A 16,138-nucleotide genomic window follows, 5' to 3' on the forward strand; every position below is an offset into this window, starting at 1 on the left:
GCGTGTCCCGCCCCTCGATCCGACCGTGCGGTACGGAGGCTCGGATTTCCGGCGCTAGCGACGTTCCGCCCCCGGCAGCAGCACGCCGCGGGCCGAACGGGGCCGTCCTCATCCTCGCCGCGACCGCGATCGGTGGCGGTGCCGGATACGTCCTCCAGCTCCTCGCCGGTGCGGCACTCGGAACCGCCCTGTACGCCCCCTTCTCCGTATTCTGGTCTGCGCTGTACCTGTTGGTCAGCGCGCTCTCCGGTGTGCAACAGGAGGTTGCCAGAGCATCGCGACCGGTCGATGCCCGTGCCGCGACGGCTCCGAGGCGCGCGCCCGTCGTGCGCAACTTCGCCGTCGTCGCGGCTGTACTCGTCGCAGCGGTGGTCACGGCGTCCGCCTGGCTGTGGGTCGGCACGGTGTTCCCGGATGACGGATGGTCGCTCGTCCTGCCGCTCGTGATCGGCCTCTCGGCCTACGTGATCGTGGCAGCCACCGCCGGCGTCCTGTATGGACTGGCCATGTGGACGTCCGTGGCAGCGTTCACCATCGTCGACGGCGTCCTGCGCTTCGCGATCGTCGGGGTGATGTTGCTCTCGACCGACGACGTCCATGTCCTCGCCTGGGGTGTCGTCGCACCGTTCGTCCTGACTCCGATCCTGCTCTGGCCGTTCGTCCGATCCGGGGTGATCGGTCGCTTCACGATCGACGTCGGCCCGAGACCGCTCACTTGGAACGTCTTGCGCACGGTCGTGGCGTCGACCGCGACCGGGATCATGGTGAGTGGTCTGCCGCTCGTGATCCAGGCGACGGGCGACACGGTCTCGCCCGACGCGTTCGGTTCACTGACGTACGCCATCACCTTGACGCGCGCACCGATCGTCATCGTCGTCCTCGCCTTGCAGAGCTACCTGGTGATCGTCTTCCGGTCGCATGCCGAGGCGGTCCTCAGCTGGGTGGTCAAACTGGGTGTCCTGGTCCTCGCCGCCGCCGGATTGTTGGGCCTCCTCGGTTGGTGGCTCGGGCCCTGGGCGCTCGGCGTGCTCTTCGGCCGCGACGAGGTGCTCGCCGGGGGGACGATCGGGTTGCTCATCGCGACCGCCGGGCTGGTCGGCGTCCTCTGCGTCACGGGCTCCGCCACCTTGTCCCGCTCCCAGCACGGGGCGTTCAGTGCCGGCTGGGTCGCTGCCGCGCTCGTCCTCGTCGCCGCGCTCGCCCTGCCTCTCGGGCTGCATGAGCGGACGCTGCTCGCTCTCACCGTCGGACCGCTGACGGGCCTCGTCGTCCACGCCGTCGCGCTCCTCCGCCGTCCGCGAGAGCGTGCGTGACCGGGAACAGCTTCGCCGGGTTGCGGATCATCGCTGCGCTCGTGGTCCTGGTGCGGCACTCACTGATCGTCCTCGACGACGCCATCTCGCCGTTCGGCCCGGTCGGAATGGACGACCTCCCCGCGCTCGGTCTGTGGGTGTTCTTCGTCGTGTCGGGGTTCCTCCTGCCAGCTGCGTGGGAGCGGCGCCCCCGTTTGGTGCGTTACGTCGCCGCCCGGGTCCTGCGGGTCTTCCCGGGTCTGTTCGTCGCGCTGCTCGTCACAGTCCTCGGCATCGGTCTGGCGGCGACCGCCCTGCCGCCCGGGGAATACCTCGGCCATCCCCAGACGCTCGTGTTCCTCGCCGACAACCTCACGCTCCTCCCGAACTACGTCCTCCCGGGCGTCTTCGAGTCGAACCCGTACCCGCTCGCCGTGAACGGCGTGCTCTGGTCGATCGGCCCTCTGTTCGTGTTGTACCTGCTCGTGCCCGTCGTCGGGAGTATTCCGCTGCGGGGCCTGCGAGCCGCGACCTGGTCGGGCATGGTCGTCGTGTGCTGGCTCGCGCCGGTGCTCGAAGCCGTGGACACGGACGGGATCGTCTGGGGCAACTTCACCCACGACATCCTGCGGGTCGGGGCGTTCTTCAGCGCGGGAGCGGCCATCCGTGAGTGGCGGCTGCCCCTGCGGGGTCCGGCGGCGCTGACGGCTGGTTCGATCCTCGCCATCGTGATGGTCGTCGTCCCCGACCTCACCTGGCCGGTCGCGCACGTGACGGTGCCCTACCTGCTGGTGTACCTCGGATCACGCCCGATCCCGGTGCTGCGTTCCCTCGGTCGGTTCGGCGACCCGAGCTACGGGATCTTCCTGATCGGCTTCCCCGTCCAGCAGCTGCTCATCCACGGCAACCCCGAACTCGACTGGATCCCGAGCATCCTCTGCACCGCCGCGGTCTCGGTCGCCTTCGGCTACGGGTTGTGGTGGTTCGTCGACCAGCCGATCGCGAGGCTCAGGCTTCGCGGGACCCGTCGTCCCGCTGCAGCTCGCCCAGTCGCCGTTCCAGTTCCCTGATCCGCAGGTCTTGGAGTGCGCTCTCCTCGGCGAGCGTGCGGGAACGTTGTTCGAGCGTGGTGAGCTCCGAACTGTGCTGGATGCTGACGAGGAACAGGATGAAGATGCTGACGAAGAAGACGAGGTTGGTCGGGATCTCGACGCCGATGAGCTGAGCCGCCCAGACGAGGACTTGCGGGAAGACGCCGATGACGAGCGCCAGGAGACCGGCGATCAGCCACCAGACGGCGTGCCGCTCGCGCAGGGAGCGGCGGCGGAGCATCTCGATGACGATCCCGAGGGTGAGGAGCGCTCCGACGATGCCGAGGATGTAGGTACCGAGCGGCATCATGCCGTCACCACCTCTCCTTCGCCCTTCAACGGTACCGGCGGTCGGATCAGGGCGAAGGCGAGCGCGAGTCCGGCCCTCGCCAGATATTTCGCCGCCTTGACCGGGTTGTGGGACGGAGTGCCACCGGCGCGCGGACGCATGGCGACGGGTACCTGCCTGATGACACATCCGGCGCGTGCGGCGATCACGAGTGACTCGATCGTGTCGCCGAGGTACTCAGCGGGGTAGTGCTCGGCGAAGAGACGCACGGCGCGTGGTCCCGTCGCGCGGAACCCGCTCGTCGTGTCGGAGAGGCGGGTGTGGGCGATCCGGCTGAGTACGCCGGAGAGCACGACCATCGCCCACTTACGCGGTCCTCGCACCTCGTAGTCGCCCTCGCCGGCGAATCGGGCACCGAGCACGAGGTCGGCCGTCTCGAGCTCCTCCACGAGTCGGACGACACCCTCCGGGTCGTGCTGGCCGTCGGAGTCGACCTGCACCACGTTGCGGTAGCCGTTCGCGATGGCGTACTTGAAGCCGGCGCGCATCGCGCCGCCCACCCCGAGGTTGAACGGTAGCTCGATCACCGCAGCACCGGCGGCGGAGGCCACGAGCGTGGTGTCGTCCGTCGAGCCGTCGTTCACCACGAGCACTGAGACACCGGGCAGTTTCCGGTGCACCTCGCGCACGACGTCTCCGACCGAGGCCTCCTCGTTGAGCGCAGGCATGACGATGAGGGTTCGGTCGAGAAGCGTGGCCATGCCGCCAATCCTACTCAGCCGTGGCGATCCACCAGCGTCGGACGTCAGGAGAGGATGTGGGTGCGGAGGACTTTGAGGCCGGCGCGATCCTTCGCCGACAGTGCCTTCGGGAGCTGGAGGATCGCGTTCAGGCGAGAGGTGAGGTGTGTTCGCGCGACCCGGGCCGATTTCGTCCAGCCGAGTGCGCGCTGCCGCTCCGACTCTTCGGCGAAGACCTGACGCTCCTGTTGGAAACGCCGTCCGTCGACCGCCGTGTAGGACGACACGCTCCCGGTGTGTCGCCGGTACCGGAAGACGGGAACGTCGTCGACGACGAGTGATCCGCCGTTCCGGAAGATCTCCATCATGAGCGCGAGATCTTGAACGACTTGGAGGTCGTGCCGGAATCCGAAGCGTCGCACCGTCGCGACCTTCCAGCTGACCGACGGGAAGTACGCCCAGTTGCCGCGGAGGAGGCTGGTCGTCAGACGTTGGCCGGACAGCAGCTCCGGTTTCGGGCCACGGGGGCGCAGCAGCGCCTTCACCCGGTCACCCACCGGCCGTACCAGGTGTCCGTCCTCGTCGATCACCTCGACGCCCGGCTGGATCAGATCGGCTTCCGGGAACTCGGTGGCAAGGACGGACATGCGGGCGACGAAGTCCGGGAGGAGTTCGTCGTCACAGCCCATGAGCACACAACGATCGGCTGTGGCGAGGTCGATGCACCGGTCGAAGTTGCGGCTGACCCCCAGGTTCTCGGCGTTGCGCAAGACCTCGATCCTCGGATCGCCGAGCGACCTCGCCCACTCACCAGGTGCGAGGTCCGGGTAGACGTCGTCGACGATGACGAGTCTCCAGTCCTGATCGGTCTGGGCGAGCACGCTTTCGACGGCGACCCTGAAGTGGTCGAAGCGTCCGTAGAAGGGCATCATGATGTCGAGCGTCACTCGGGTAAGCTAGCAACGTTTCTCGGGCAGTGCGGCATTCCTCGAAAGAACGCCCGGCCCGACCACACGATTCGATCCAGAGCGGAACCCCATGACTGAAACCCCTGTGACGCCGGCTCCCACGACGCCAGCCCCCGTCAAGAAGGCCGTCATCACCGGTATCACCGGCCAGGACGGCAGCTACCTCGCAGAACTCCTGTTGTCGAAGGGGTACGAGGTGCACGGCTTCGTGCGGCGCGCGTCCACCTTCAACACCGGCCGGATCGACCACATCTACGACCCCGAGACGACCCACGACGGTTCGCCCCGACTCCAGTTGCACTTCGCCGATCTGGCCGACGGCTCGCGCCTCGCGACCCTGCTCGCCGAGATCCAGCCCGACGAGGTCTACAACCTCGCCGCCCAGTCCCACGTGCGCGTCAGCTTCGACGAGCCCGAGTACACGGGCGACACGACCGGCATCGGGACGGTCCGGCTCCTCGAGGCCATCCGCCAGATCGGTCTCCACTGCCGCTTCTACCAGGCGTCGAGCTCCGAGATGTTCGGTGCGACGCCGCCGCCGCAGAACGAGGAGACCCCGTTCTACCCGCGCTCGCCCTACGGTGTCGCGAAGGTCTACTCCTACTGGATCACCCGGAACTACCGTGAGGCCTACGGCATGTTCGCGGTCAACGGCATCCTGTTCAACCACGAGTCGCCGCGACGTGGTGGCACCTTCGTGACCCGCAAGATCACCCGTGCCGCCGCGCGCATCGCCGCCGGCCAGCAGGACTTCCTGTACATGGGCAACCTCGACGCCGTCCGCGACTGGGGCTACGCGCCCGACTACGTCGAGGGCATGTGGCGGATGCTGCAGGCCGACGAACCGACCGACTTCGTCCTCGCCACCAACACCGCGTACACGGTCAAGGACTTCCTCCAGTTCTCCTTCGAGCGGCTCGACCTCGACTGGGAGAAGTACGTCAAGTTCGATGAGCGCTACCTCCGTCCCACCGAGGTCGACGCGCTGATCGGCGACTACGCGAAGGCCGAGTCCGTCCTCGGCTGGACCCCGAAGGTGCTGCCACCGCGGCTCGCGCAGATCATGGTCGACTCCGACGTCGCCGAACTCGAGGCGTCCGGCAAGCCCTACATCGACACCGCGGAGGTCTAGGCGCGGTGCGCGTCCTCCTCACCGGTGGCGCCGGCATGCTCGGTTCGAGCATCGCCGAGGTCTGGCCCACGCTCCGCGCCGCCGACGAACTGATCGTGGCGACGCGCGCGGACGCGGACCTCACCGATCGCGCCGCCGTCGCAGCCCTCATCGGTCGGACGGTGCCGGACGCGATCGTGCACACCGCAGCGAAGGTCGCCGGCATCCAGGCGAAGCTGCAGCGCCCCACCGACTTCCTGCTCGACAACCTCCTGATCGACACCTCGGTCATCCGAGGCGCGATCGACGCCGGTGTCCCCGAGCTGCTCTACGTGTCGAGCGCGGCGATCTACCCCGAGGGGCTCCCCCAGCCGATCGGTGAGGGCGCGCTCCTCAGCGGCACGCTGGAGGGCGCGAACGAGGGATATGCGCTCGCGAAGATCGCCGGGACGAAGCTCTGCGAGTACGCGAGTCGGCAGTACGGGTTCGCCTATCGCGCAGCAGTGCCGTCGAACCTCTACGGCCCGGGCGACGACTACACCCACGGTCAGGCGCACCTCATCGCCGCCGCCCTCGGCAAGGTGCACGCCGCCGTGACGAGCGGCTCCGACGAGGTCGAGGTCTGGGGCGACGGCACCGCCCGACGCGAATTCACCTACACGCCCGATCTCGCGGCGTGGCTCGTCACGCAGCTCGGCTCACTCGACCCATGGCCCGTCACGCTCAACCTCGGGCCGGGTGTCGACCACAGCATCACCGAGTACTACGAAGCTGCTGGTCGCGCCGCCGGCTTCACCGGTCACTTCCGGTACGACGACACCAAGCCTTCCGGCGTGCACCAGCGCCTGCTCGATTCGGCCGCCGCCCGTGCGCTCGGCTGGAACCCCACCACCCCGCTCGCGGCCGGCGTCGCCGCGAGCTACCACGCCTATCTCGCAGCTCAGGAGCCACAGACAGCATGACCGACGACACCTTCGACTCCGGTTTCCCCCTCGCCACCTCCTCCTGGGATGCCGCGGAGTACGCCGCCATCCAGCGCGTCGTCGACAGCGGCCGCTTCACCATGGGTCCGCTCGTCGCGCAGTTCGAGCGCGATTTCGCCAGTGCGTTCGGCGCCGGGTTCGGCGTCATGGTCAACTCCGGGTCGAGCGCGAACCTCCTCGCGATCGCCGCAGCCGTCCTCGACGACCGGGTCGACCTGCAGGCGGGCGACGAGGTCCTGGTGCCCGCCGTGTCGTGGGCCACCACCTACTACCCGCTCCAGCAGTACGGCCTCATCCCGAGCTTCGTCGACATCGACGTCGACACCCTCAACCTGGACCTGTCGCTCGCCGAGGCCGCCATCACCCCGCGCACCAAGGCGATCTTCGCGGTCAACCTCCTCGGCAACCCGAACGACTTCGCGGCGCTCACGGCACTCGCCGAACGTCACGGTCTCCTCCTGCTGGAGGACAACTGCGAGTCGCTCGGCGCGAAGGACGACGGTCGGTTCGCCGGAACGGTCGGAGCGATGGGCACGTTCAGCGCCTTCTTCTCCCACCACATCTCGACGATGGAAGGCGGGATGATCCTGACGGACGACGAGGCCACGGCGCAGATGCTCATCTCGCTGCGGGCCCACGGCTGGACCCGTGGACTCCCCGAGAAGAACGCCGTCCACGACAAGTCGGGCGACGAGTGGGACGACCTCTTCCGCTTCGTCCTTCCCGGTTACAACGTCCGTCCGCTCGAGATGTCCGGCGCGATCGGCATCGAGCAGATCCAGAAGGTCCCACAGCTCATCGCGGGTCGTCGGGAGAACGCCGTGTACTGGACGGAACGCTTCGCCGACCTCGATTCCGTGCGCATCCAGCGCGAGCAGGGCGAGAGCAGCTGGTTCGGCTTCTCCCTCGTGCTCGAGGGCGCGCTCGCCGGCCGACGCAAGGAGGTCGTGCAGGCCTTCGCTGCCGCGGGGATCGAGTCACGGCCCATCGTGGCGGGCAACTTCACGAAGAACCCGGTCATGAAGTACCTCGACGCGAAGGTCCCGGCCGAACTCCCCGCCGCCGACAAGATCCACGAGGACGGGCTGTTCGTGGGCAACCACCACTTCCCGGTCCACGCCGGCATCGACCGCGTGTACGACGTGGTGGCCAAACTCTCCTAGGCTGGGTCTGCGCGGCCGCCCCACCGGTCCGCAGCAGCTTCCGTTCCACTGTCCACCTCTTCCCCCAAACCGACGAGGACCGTGCACCGTGACCCAGCCGATCAACGCGCCATCGAACGACGTCCTGACCCTCGACGAGGCGGCCTCGCGGCTCCTCGGCTGCCGGGCGGTGCTGTTCGACCTCGACGGCGTCATCACCCCGACCGCCGAGATCCACATGCACGCCTGGGCGAAGCTCTTCACCGACGAGCTCCTCGCCCACGGGATCACTGAGCCGTACACCGACGCCGACTACTTCCAGTACATCGACGGCAAGCCGCGGTACGACGGGGTGCGCGCGATGCTCGCGTCACGCGGCATCACGCTTCCCGAGGGTTCGCCGACCGACGCGCCTGAGCTGGAGACCGTGTGCGGTCTCGGCAACCGGAAGAACTCGGTGTTCACGGCCGTCCTGGAAGCGGACGGCATCGCCGCGTACCCGGGATCGTTGACCTTCCTCGACACGGTCGAGGAGGCAGGGCTCGCGGTCGCCGTGGTGTCGAGTTCCAAGAACGCCGAGGTCGTCCTCCGAGCGGCAGGACTCCGTGAGCGGTTCCCGGTCGTGATGGACGGCGTCGTCGCCGCGCGCGAGGGGATCGCCGGCAAGCCCGCGCCGGACACCTACGTCGAGGCCGGTCGTCTGCTCGGTTACGCGCCGTCTGAATGCGTCGTCGTCGAGGACGCGCACTCCGGGGTCGAGGCCGGTCGACGTGGCGACTTCGGTCTCGTACTCGGCGTCGACCGCGGCATCGGGCACCAGGCGCTCATCGATGCGGGAGCCGACGTCGTGGTCGACGACCTCGACGAGCTCGTCGACCCACTGCGGTCGGCTTCGCGAACAGCGGGGCCGGACGATCCGGCCGACCCCCAGACCTTCACGGCACCCCACGACTCCTCCGAGGACCAGGCATGAACCACATCACCAGCGACCCGCTCGACCGTCACCGGTTCCCGCTCGACGACTGGGCGCTCGTCGAGACCCATGTCGACGCGGACGACGAGGGCACGACCGAGACCCTGTTCGCGCTCGGCAACGGCTACCTCGGCTTCCGCGGCAACGTCGAGGAGGGCCGCGACGGCCACGTCCACGGCACATTCATCAACGGGTTCCACGAGACCTGGCCGATCCGTCACGCCGAGGAGGCGTTCGGCTTCGCCCGCGTCGGTCAGACGATCGTCAACGCGCCCGACACGAAGGTCGTGCGCCTCTACGTCGACGACGAGCCCTTGATCCTCAACGACGCCGACCTCCTGAGCTTCGAGCGTCGCCTCGACTTCAAGACCGGTGTCCTCAGCCGTGAACTCGAATGGCGGACGCCCTCGGGCAAGCGGGTCCACATCCGCTCCCGTCGCATGGTGTCCTTCACCGACCGCCATCTCGCGGTCCTCGACTACGAGGTCACGTTGCTCGACGCGGACGCGTCGCTCGTGCTCTCCAGCCAGATCATCAACCGGCAGGACCGTCAGGACGACTACCTCACGAACGCACCCGAGCCGGGGATGGGCGACCCGCGCAAGGCGGAGTCCCTCACCGAGCGGGTGCTGCAGCCGCGGTACAAGCTCATCGACGGTCCGCGCGCGATGCTCGGGTACCAGACGACGAACTCCGGCATGACGATCGTGGCGGGTGCCGACCACACGATCGAGACCGAGAACGAATACGAGGTCTCGACGCACATCGAGGCCGACCTCGCGAAGCACGTGTACACGATCCGCGGCCGCGCAGGTGTGCCCACGAAGCTCACCAAGATCATCAGCTACCACACCTCCAACGCCGTCCCTCCGAAGGAACTCGCCGACCGCTGCGCCCGCACGCTCGACCGTTCCGCCGAGAACGGCATCGAGTCGGCGATCCGCAACCAGGAGCTGTGGCTCGAGGACTTCTGGGCGCGCTCCGACGTCGAGGTCCACGGACAGCCGGCCATCCAGCAGGCGACCCGGTGGAACCTCTTCCAGCTGGCGCAGGCGTCGGCACGCACGGACGGCGGCGGTGTCGCGGCGAAGGGCGTGTCCGGCTCCGGGTACGGCGGCCACTACTTCTGGGACACCGAGGTCTACGTCCTCCCGTTCCTCAGCTACACGGCACCGCTCGTCGCGCGGAACGCCCTCCGGTTCCGTCAGAACATGCTCGACGCCGCCCGCTCCCGCGCGACCGAGCTCAACCAGCACGGCGCCCTGTTCCCGTGGCGCACGATCAACGGGCTCGAGTCGTCCGCGTACTACGCGGCCGGCACGGCGCAGTACCACATCGACGCCGACATCTCCTATGCGCTGCGGCAGTACGTCGCGGCGACGGGGGATGAGGACTTCCTCGCCCGCGGAGCCGTCGACATCTTCGTGGAGACGGCGCGCATGTGGGCCGACCTGGGCTTCTGGCGCGCGAACGGCAAGGACTCGTTCCACATCTACGGGGTCACGGGGCCCGACGAGTACACGACCGTCGTGAACGACAACCTCTACACCAACGTCATGGCGCGGTCGAACCTGCTGTCGGCCGTCGAGGCCGTGGAGCGCCTCCGCGAGGACGATCCGGCCTCCTTCGAACGCCTGGTCACGCGGCTCTCGCTCGACGATGCCGAGGTCCGCGAGTGGCAGCGCGCCGCCGAGCACATGCACATCCCCTTCGACAAGCGGCTCGGCATCCACCCGCAGGACGCCCAGTTCCTCGAGAAGGAGCTGTGGGACCTCGACCACACCCCGCCCGAGCACCTCCCGCTGCTCCTGCACTTCCACCCGCTCGTCATCTACCGGTTCCAGGTGCTCAAGCAGGCGGACGTCGTGCTGGCGCTGCTCCTGCAGGGCGACCACTTCACCGACGAGGAGAAGCTCGCCGACTTCGACTACTACGATCCGCTGACGACGGGCGACTCGACCCTGTCGGCGGTCGTGCAGTCGATCATCGCCGCCGAGGTCGGGTACCAGCGGCTCGCGCTCAAGTACTTCTGGTCGGCGCTGTTCGTCGACCTCGCGAACCTGCACCGCAACACCCCGGACGGCGTGCACGTCGCCTCCACCGGTGGCGTGTGGAGCGCGCTCGTGCTCGGCTTCGCCGGGATGCGCGACCACGGCGGCGTGATCTCCTTCTCGCCGCGCCTGCCGGTCGACTGGCAGGGCATCACCTTCCGGCTCACCGTCAAGGGCACTCGGGTGCGGATCTCCGTCCGGCGCACCGAGATGCGGTTCACCGTCGAGGAGGGCGATTCTGCCTCGTTCGTCGTCGGCGGCGGCAACGTCCTCGTCGAGGCCGGCACCACGGTCACCGTTCCACTCGACAACCAGGGTCCGCACCTCGTCGGCGAGCCGAGCGCGAGCGACATCGAGGGCAGCCGCCGTGCCGACGGCTCACTCATCACCGTCTCGATGCCGACCATCGCGCTCGGGCCGGCCGACACCGAGTCGATCCCGGTGATCCAGCCGCAGTCGGAGTAAGGCGACGCGGCTGGATGGCGGTGGCCCGTCGTCCAGCCGCGGCCGTGTCAGGCGAGTGTGGTCCGGAAGGTCTCGAGTGTGCGTGTCGCCACGCGTTCCCAGGAGAACTGCTTGGCGCGTTCCCTGCCCTGATCGGCGAGTTCGGCCATCCGTGCGGGGTCACTGACCGCCGTCGTCATGGCAGTGGCGATCGACTCGAGCGAATGGGGATCGAAGTACTCGGCCGCATCGCCGGCGACCTCGCGGTACACGGGGATGTCGGAGATGAGCACGGGGAGCCCCGCCATCATGGCCTCGAGGGCGGGCAGGCTGAAGCCGTCGTGGAACGACGGCATGGCGAGCGCGGTCGCGGTCTCGTAGAGGTGACCGAGTTCCTCGCTGGTCAACCAGGATCGCAGCTCGACCCAGTCGTGCATGCCGACCTCGTCGACGACGGCGCGCAGAGGGTCCTCGCCGTGGCTGCCGGTGATGACCACCCGAGGGCGGATCGCCTCGTCAACGAGCGGCAACGCCCTGATGAGACCAGCCCAGTTCTTGTGCGGGCGCCGGTTGCCCGTCGCCAGGATGAAGGGGTGCTCCTTGTCCGGTCGTCGTTCGCCCATCGGCAGGGCGGTTCCGGCGAGGGGGATGAGGTCGATGCGGTCTGCCGGGAAGCCGAGGTAGGTGATGATCTCGCGCCGGGACACCTCACTGATGGTGATCATCCGGCTGGCGTTCCGTGCACCCAGGCGCTCCATGAACTTCACGGGTTCCGTGAACGCCGGGGTGCTCATCATCTGGGGCTGGCTCCAGTAGAGCATGTCGTGCATGGAGATCACGGTGGGCATGCTGCTCCGGGCAGGACCGAGCAGAGCCGGGCAGTGCAACAGATCCGCACGGTGACGCTTCGCGATGCGACCGATCGACCAGAGCTCGCCGATCGCCCACCGGAAGCGGTTCTCGCCGCTGATACCGGTGTCGATCATGTCCCCGGGGAACCAGGAACGGTCGAGCTGGTATCCCTCTTTGCTGGCCAGCCCGACGAACTCGAATTCACTGCCGAGTCGGCCGATCTCGCGGTACAGCTCGCGCGCGTATGTCTCCATACCGCCTTTCGTTCCGGTGTACGAGAGGAGGTCGACGGCTACGCGGGGCATAAGGCACGAGGATACCAGTGGGGCGGGCGGGATAGGCTGGTCCGCGGTCCGATGAGCGGTGAGGGGCGGGTCCATGCCAGCAACAGCAGCAGTCGACGGACGCGTCTCCGTCGCCCTGTGCACCTACAACGGCGCCGTGTTCCTCGAAGAGCAGTTGGCCAGCATGCTCGCGCAGACCGTGCTCCCGGGCGAGATCGTGGTCAGCGACGACGGTTCGACTGACGGGACATCCGCCATCGTCGAGCGCTTCGCCGCTGGGTCGTCCGTCCCGGTGCGCGTCCTGCGGAATCCGAGTCCACTCGGCGTCACGAAGAACTTCGAGGGGGCGATCCGCGCGACCACGGGGAGCCTGATCGTCCTCTCCGATCAGGACGACGTGTGGCGGCCCGACCGCGTCGAGCGTGCCCTGGCCGCCTTCGACGCGCGTCCGGAGCTGCAGATGGTGTGCTCGGACGCCCGGCTCGTCGGAGCCGACGGGGTGTCCCTCGGCACCACGCTCTTCGCGTCGCTGTCGATCGGCCCGCACGAACGCGACGGGATCCGGGCTGGTGATGCTTTCGGCGTGTTGCTGCGACGCAATCTGGTCACCGGTGCGACCGCGATGCTCCGGCGCGAGGTCTTCGACGCAGCCGTACCGTTCCCCGCTCCGTGGGTGCACGACGAGTGGTTGGCGATCGTGGCCGCGTCGCGTGGCCCGATCGAGCTGCTGGACGAAACCCTCGTCGACTACCGACAGCACGGCGCGAACCAGATCGGGATCGTCGAGCCGACGCTGGCGTACAAGGTCTCGAGGCTGATGCAGCCGGGGCGCCAGCGCAACCGCGACATCGCAGATCGCGTCGCCGGGCTCGCTTCCTGGCTCGACGAGGCCCGTGAGCCCGCACCGCTCGCCGATCGCTCGGCCGTCGTCGCCAAAGCGGCCTTCGAGCGGTTCCGGGCCGATCTCGCCCCGGCTCGGTGGCGACGGATCCTCCCCGTCATGCTGCGTGCTCCCCGCGGCGAGTACCAGCGGTATGCGAGCCAGGGGGCGCTGGACATCGTGAGGGACCTGCTGCAGCCGGCCTGACCCGGTCCGAGTCCGAGCCATGACCGTCGAGGTGATCCGTGGCGCCCTTCAGCCTCGGGTCACCTGCCATACGGCCGCGCCGACCATGACGATGCCGAGCGCGAGGAGGCCGCCCCGCCAGGGCGCCCGATGACGCGCGGCGAGGAGCAGCAGCGCCATCACGACGAGTTCCCGGGCGTTCACGAGCCAGGCCGCGAGCTGCAGGTCGTGGAGGGCGACGACGCCGACCGGGAGGGACAGCAGTACCCCGACCGCCTTGATCGGACTCGCCCAGCGCATCCGGCTCTCGGCCTGGAGGACCGCCGTGACCGACCAGGCGACGACCGATGGGACGACCGACAGGGCGAGGACGGGGACGAGTGCGAGGGCGGGGCCCCAGCCGTCTGCGAGGAAGGGGTCCACGACCAGCTCAGCCCCGATACTCGTCGCCACGGCGGCCATGACCGCCAGGACCAGCGATCGTCGGAGCGAAGCCTCCGTGACCGAGACGATCTCGGACCCTCGGCCGTCGCGTGCCGCTTCGGCGAGGATCGGCCGGAGGACGTTGATCGCCGCCAGCGCCGCCGCGTCGCCGATGCTCCGCGACAGCGACATGGCGAACGCGTACTGGCCGAGGCGCCCCCCGCCGGCGAGAGCCCCGATCGAGAGGCGGTCGGTCTGCCCCTGCCCCCAACCGAGGAGCGAGAACAGCGCCGTGTGTAGGTAGTCGCCCAGGACGTTCACGGTCGGTTCGCGGGAACGCGCGTCGGCGGCGGACGCGCGGGGGAGTCGCGCTGCACGTCGCCGGTTGAGCAGGGCGAACCCCGCCTCCGCGAGCATCGCCTGCAGCGCACTGGCGAGCAGCGATCCCGTCAGCAGCAGGGTCGGCACGCTGCAGAGCAGGGACGCCAGCGATGACCACGCCTGATGCGACGCGATCTCCTTCCATCTCCCGGCTCGCTGCAGGCGGACCAGGGCGTCGATGCCCACGGCCGAGGCCGCCGGGACGAGGACGAACGGCGTAAGGGCGATCGCCTGCCATCGGTCCTCCGCGTGGTGCGTCAGGAGCAGGGCTCCGACGGTCGCGGCGAGCACGGCACCTCCGATCAGGGCGGACCAGACCCGGAACCGGCGGACGAACCGGTCCCCGGCCTCGGTGCCACCGTGGACGACGGCGGTCTGCCGGGCGGCCGTGTCGCCGACGGTCTGGACGAGCGTGAGGGCGAGGACCATCCAGGCGTACATCCCGACGAGGGGCGGGGTGAGCCGGGCTGCCAGGACGAGCATGATGAGCGCCGACGCCACCCGGGGAAGGATCCGCTCGACGATCGCCCAGGCGAGATGGATCATCGTCCGCTCACAGATAGCACGTGCGTCGGCGCACGCTCTCCCGGAGCCGTCCGATCCGGCCAGCCAGCCGTTCGACGGCGAACCGCCGGCGGAGCGACCGGCGACCACTCGTGACGATGATCAACAAGCACGCCGTGACCGAGAGGACCGCGCGGATCGGCGATGATCGCGGCATTCCCGACGCACGGTGCCGGACGTACAGATGGGTGACCCCGCGGCCGTAGTTGATGTGCTGCCGCATCACCCGTCGGAGATCGGCGCGGAGGGCGTATGTCACGACGGCGTCGGGTACGAGCACCGTCGCGGCTCCGGTGAGCGCGGCTCGCCAGAAGAAGTCCGTGTCGTCACCGCCGTCGCGGAACGTCTCGTCGAACCCGCCGATCCGCTCGTACACCTCCCTGGTGAACCCGCAATTCGCACCGAACGGGCTCGCGAGATCCCAGCCGACGAAGAGGAGTTCTCGCTGGCGCATGATGACGGTGCCGTCGGGCAGCGTGCGATCCAGCCCGCCGCCGACGCACTCGGCGCCGGCTTCGAACGCGGCATGGTGCGCTGCCAGCCAGCCCTGGTGGACGATGTCGTCGGCGTCGCACAGCAGGATCCGGTCACCCCGTGCTGCTTCGACTCCTCGGTTTCGCGCGTGGTTGATGCCGGTCCGCGCGGAGGCGTCGATGAGATGCACGCGGTCGTCGTTGCTGGCGACGGAACGGACGAGGTCGGCGGTTCCGTCGGTGGAGCCGTTGTCCACGACGAGCACCTCGAAGTCGACTGAGGCTTCCTGCTCCAGGAGGGCACTCAGCTGGGCGTCCAGTGTCGCTGCCCCGTCACGGCAGGGGATGACGATCGTGTACACGGGGGCCTTTCCTGTGTCTGGGCCGAAGTTCGTCGGGTGTCACGGGGTCCGTCGGAATGCTGACGGGATCGGGAACCGTTCGACGGTCGATGCGGCGGGACCGACGACGAGGGAGCCCGGAGCGACGGATCGGGTGACGACGGCTCCGGTCCCGATCACGGACCCCCGTCCGATCGTCACGCCCGCCAACACGGTGACGCCGGCCGCCAGCCAGACGTCGTCCTCGATGACCACCGGCTCGACCTTGACGGGCTGCCCGGGGCGCACCGGATGGAAGTTCGTGTCGTAGATCCGCGCGCCGTCTCCGATCGAGACGCGGTCGCCGATGACGATCGACTGCTCGGCGTGGATGCACGACCCTTGGTTGATGAAGACCCGGTCTCCGAGGACGAGGGAGCCGCCCGGACCGGTGGAGATCGAGGAGCGCTGCGTGGTCGAGCGGAGCTTGAGGCGCACGCCTGCCTGGAACGTTCCGGGGATGACGAGGACAGGGGCGCGCCCTTCGAAGATCGCGAGGCGCGGACTCGCACCGGCGCGGAACCACAACAGGATGCCGGCGCGGACCAGGCCCGAGGCGTTCACGGACAATTTGCGGAGACGCAGGAGGATTCGGCGCAGCGCTTGCGGCACGGGGTCCTCCGAATCGGCG

At 68.7% G+C, this 16,138-nt stretch carries 15 protein-coding genes; 8 read left to right on the forward strand and 7 right to left on the reverse strand.

The features are described from left to right. The first annotated feature begins 2 nt into the window (after positions 1-2). Together ITJ66_RS18040 and ITJ66_RS18045 are read left to right on the forward strand one after the other, a co-directional pair. Positions 3-1,313 carry a hypothetical protein gene (locus tag ITJ66_RS18040; RefSeq protein WP_194645508.1) on the forward strand — a complete coding sequence of 437 codons (1,311 nt, stop codon included), beginning with the start codon at positions 3-5 and terminating at the stop codon, positions 1,311-1,313. Further along, the gene (locus ITJ66_RS18045) at positions 1,310-2,362 is read left to right on the forward strand and encodes an acyltransferase (RefSeq protein WP_194645509.1); all 1,053 of its coding nucleotides are present in this window, start codon (positions 1,310-1,312) and stop codon (positions 2,360-2,362) included. The genes ITJ66_RS18040 and ITJ66_RS18045 overlap by 4 nt, the downstream gene beginning before the upstream one ends. On the opposite strand, the gene ITJ66_RS18050 is transcribed toward ITJ66_RS18045, so the two are convergent. The 3 genes from ITJ66_RS18050 to ITJ66_RS18060 are packed head-to-tail and all read right to left on the reverse strand — an operon-like array spanning position 2,301 to position 4,359. After that, positions 2,301-2,693, reverse strand: coding sequence for a DUF2304 domain-containing protein (locus ITJ66_RS18050; protein WP_228501983.1), 393 nt, complete (start codon positions 2,691-2,693; stop codon positions 2,301-2,303). The genes ITJ66_RS18045 and ITJ66_RS18050 overlap by 62 nt on opposite strands. Further along, entirely contained in the window at positions 2,690-3,433 is a 744-nt protein-coding gene (locus ITJ66_RS18055; RefSeq protein WP_137243377.1) for a glycosyltransferase family 2 protein, read from the reverse strand. Before ITJ66_RS18055 ends, ITJ66_RS18050 begins: the two co-directional genes overlap by 4 nt. Before the next feature lie 44 nt (positions 3,434-3,477). After that, positions 3,478-4,359, reverse strand: a complete 882-nt coding sequence (locus ITJ66_RS18060; RefSeq protein WP_137243376.1) for a glycosyltransferase family 2 protein — start codon at positions 4,357-4,359, stop codon at positions 3,478-3,480. Positions 4,360-4,450: 91 nt separating this feature from the next. On the opposite strand from ITJ66_RS18060, the gene gmd reads away from it, so the two are divergent. The 5 genes from gmd (at position 4,451) to ITJ66_RS18085 (ending at position 11,105) form a co-directional block, all read left to right on the forward strand. Further along, positions 4,451-5,512, forward strand: coding sequence for a GDP-mannose 4,6-dehydratase (gene gmd, locus ITJ66_RS18065; RefSeq protein ID WP_137243375.1), 1,062 nt, complete (start codon positions 4,451-4,453; stop codon positions 5,510-5,512). A 5-nt stretch (positions 5,513-5,517) separates the two neighbouring features. Beyond that, positions 5,518-6,453 (forward strand): NAD-dependent epimerase/dehydratase family protein, encoded by a 936-nt coding sequence (locus ITJ66_RS18070; RefSeq protein ID WP_194645510.1) that lies wholly within the window; start codon positions 5,518-5,520, stop codon positions 6,451-6,453. Next, the gene (locus ITJ66_RS18075) at positions 6,450-7,637 is read left to right on the forward strand and encodes a DegT/DnrJ/EryC1/StrS aminotransferase family protein (RefSeq protein ID WP_194605100.1); all 1,188 of its coding nucleotides are present in this window, start codon (positions 6,450-6,452) and stop codon (positions 7,635-7,637) included. The genes ITJ66_RS18070 and ITJ66_RS18075 overlap by 4 nt, the downstream gene beginning before the upstream one ends. Positions 7,638-7,761: 124 nt before the next feature. Then, positions 7,762-8,589, forward strand: coding sequence for an HAD family phosphatase (locus ITJ66_RS18080; RefSeq protein ID WP_194645799.1), 828 nt, complete (start codon positions 7,762-7,764; stop codon positions 8,587-8,589). Then, positions 8,586-11,105, forward strand: a complete 2,520-nt coding sequence (locus ITJ66_RS18085) for a glycoside hydrolase family 65 protein (RefSeq protein WP_137243373.1) — start codon at positions 8,586-8,588, stop codon at positions 11,103-11,105. The genes ITJ66_RS18080 and ITJ66_RS18085 overlap by 4 nt, the downstream gene beginning before the upstream one ends. Positions 11,106-11,152: 47 nt before the next feature. Here the strand turns inward: ITJ66_RS18085 and ITJ66_RS18090 are convergent, their stop codons facing one another. Further along, positions 11,153-12,241 carry a glycosyltransferase family 1 protein gene (locus ITJ66_RS18090; protein WP_194645511.1) on the reverse strand — a complete coding sequence of 363 codons (1,089 nt, stop codon included), beginning with the start codon at positions 12,239-12,241 and terminating at the stop codon, positions 11,153-11,155. A 73-nt stretch (positions 12,242-12,314) separates the two neighbouring features. Between ITJ66_RS18090 and ITJ66_RS18095 the strand changes: the two genes are divergently transcribed. Continuing rightward, positions 12,315-13,307: a glycosyltransferase family 2 protein gene (locus tag ITJ66_RS18095; RefSeq protein WP_194645512.1), complete on the forward strand. Its 993-nt coding sequence runs from the start codon at positions 12,315-12,317 to the stop codon at positions 13,305-13,307. Between the two features lie 48 nt (positions 13,308-13,355). Here ITJ66_RS18095 and ITJ66_RS18100 read toward each other — a convergent pair whose 3' ends face one another. Genes ITJ66_RS18100 through ITJ66_RS18110 form a run of 3 tightly spaced genes read right to left on the reverse strand, consistent with a single transcriptional unit; the run spans position 13,356 to position 16,119 of the window. Then, positions 13,356-14,636 (reverse strand): lipopolysaccharide biosynthesis protein, encoded by a 1,281-nt coding sequence (locus tag ITJ66_RS18100; RefSeq protein ID WP_194645513.1) that lies wholly within the window; start codon positions 14,634-14,636, stop codon positions 13,356-13,358. A gap of 7 nt (positions 14,637-14,643) precedes the next feature. Further along, positions 14,644-15,489 carry a glycosyltransferase gene (locus tag ITJ66_RS18105; RefSeq protein ID WP_194645514.1) on the reverse strand — a complete coding sequence of 282 codons (846 nt, stop codon included), beginning with the start codon at positions 15,487-15,489 and terminating at the stop codon, positions 14,644-14,646. Between the two features lie 39 nt (positions 15,490-15,528). Continuing rightward, the gene (locus ITJ66_RS18110) at positions 15,529-16,119 is read right to left on the reverse strand and encodes an acyltransferase (RefSeq protein ID WP_205125861.1); all 591 of its coding nucleotides are present in this window, start codon (positions 16,117-16,119) and stop codon (positions 15,529-15,531) included. Positions 16,120-16,138: the final 19 nt, after the last annotated feature.

The sequence above is a fragment of the Plantibacter sp. VKM Ac-2885 genome, assembly GCF_015351205.1.
Taxonomy (GTDB): Bacteria; Actinomycetota; Actinomycetes; order Actinomycetales; family Microbacteriaceae; genus Plantibacter; species Plantibacter auratus.

Bases quoted from the DNA above. Each gene is read 5' to 3' on its own strand.
- ITJ66_RS18075 (WP_194605100.1), top strand. From the start codon at position 6,450: ATGACCGACGACACCTTCGACTCCGGTTTCCCCCTCGCCACCTCCTCC.
- ITJ66_RS18090 (WP_194645511.1), bottom strand. From the start codon at position 12,241: ATGCCCCGCGTAGCCGTCGACCTCCTCTCGTACACCGGAACGAAAGGC.
- ITJ66_RS18085 (WP_137243373.1), top strand. From the start codon at position 8,586: ATGAACCACATCACCAGCGACCCGCTCGACCGTCACCGGTTCCCGCTC.
- ITJ66_RS18100 (WP_194645513.1), bottom strand. From the start codon at position 14,636: ATGATCCATCTCGCCTGGGCGATCGTCGAGCGGATCCTTCCCCGGGTG.
- gmd (WP_137243375.1), top strand. From the start codon at position 4,451: ATGACTGAAACCCCTGTGACGCCGGCTCCCACGACGCCAGCCCCCGTC.
- ITJ66_RS18050 (WP_228501983.1), bottom strand. From the start codon at position 2,693: ATGATGCCGCTCGGTACCTACATCCTCGGCATCGTCGGAGCGCTCCTC.
- ITJ66_RS18095 (WP_194645512.1), top strand. From the start codon at position 12,315: ATGCCAGCAACAGCAGCAGTCGACGGACGCGTCTCCGTCGCCCTGTGC.
- ITJ66_RS18055 (WP_137243377.1), bottom strand. From the start codon at position 3,433: ATGGCCACGCTTCTCGACCGAACCCTCATCGTCATGCCTGCGCTCAAC.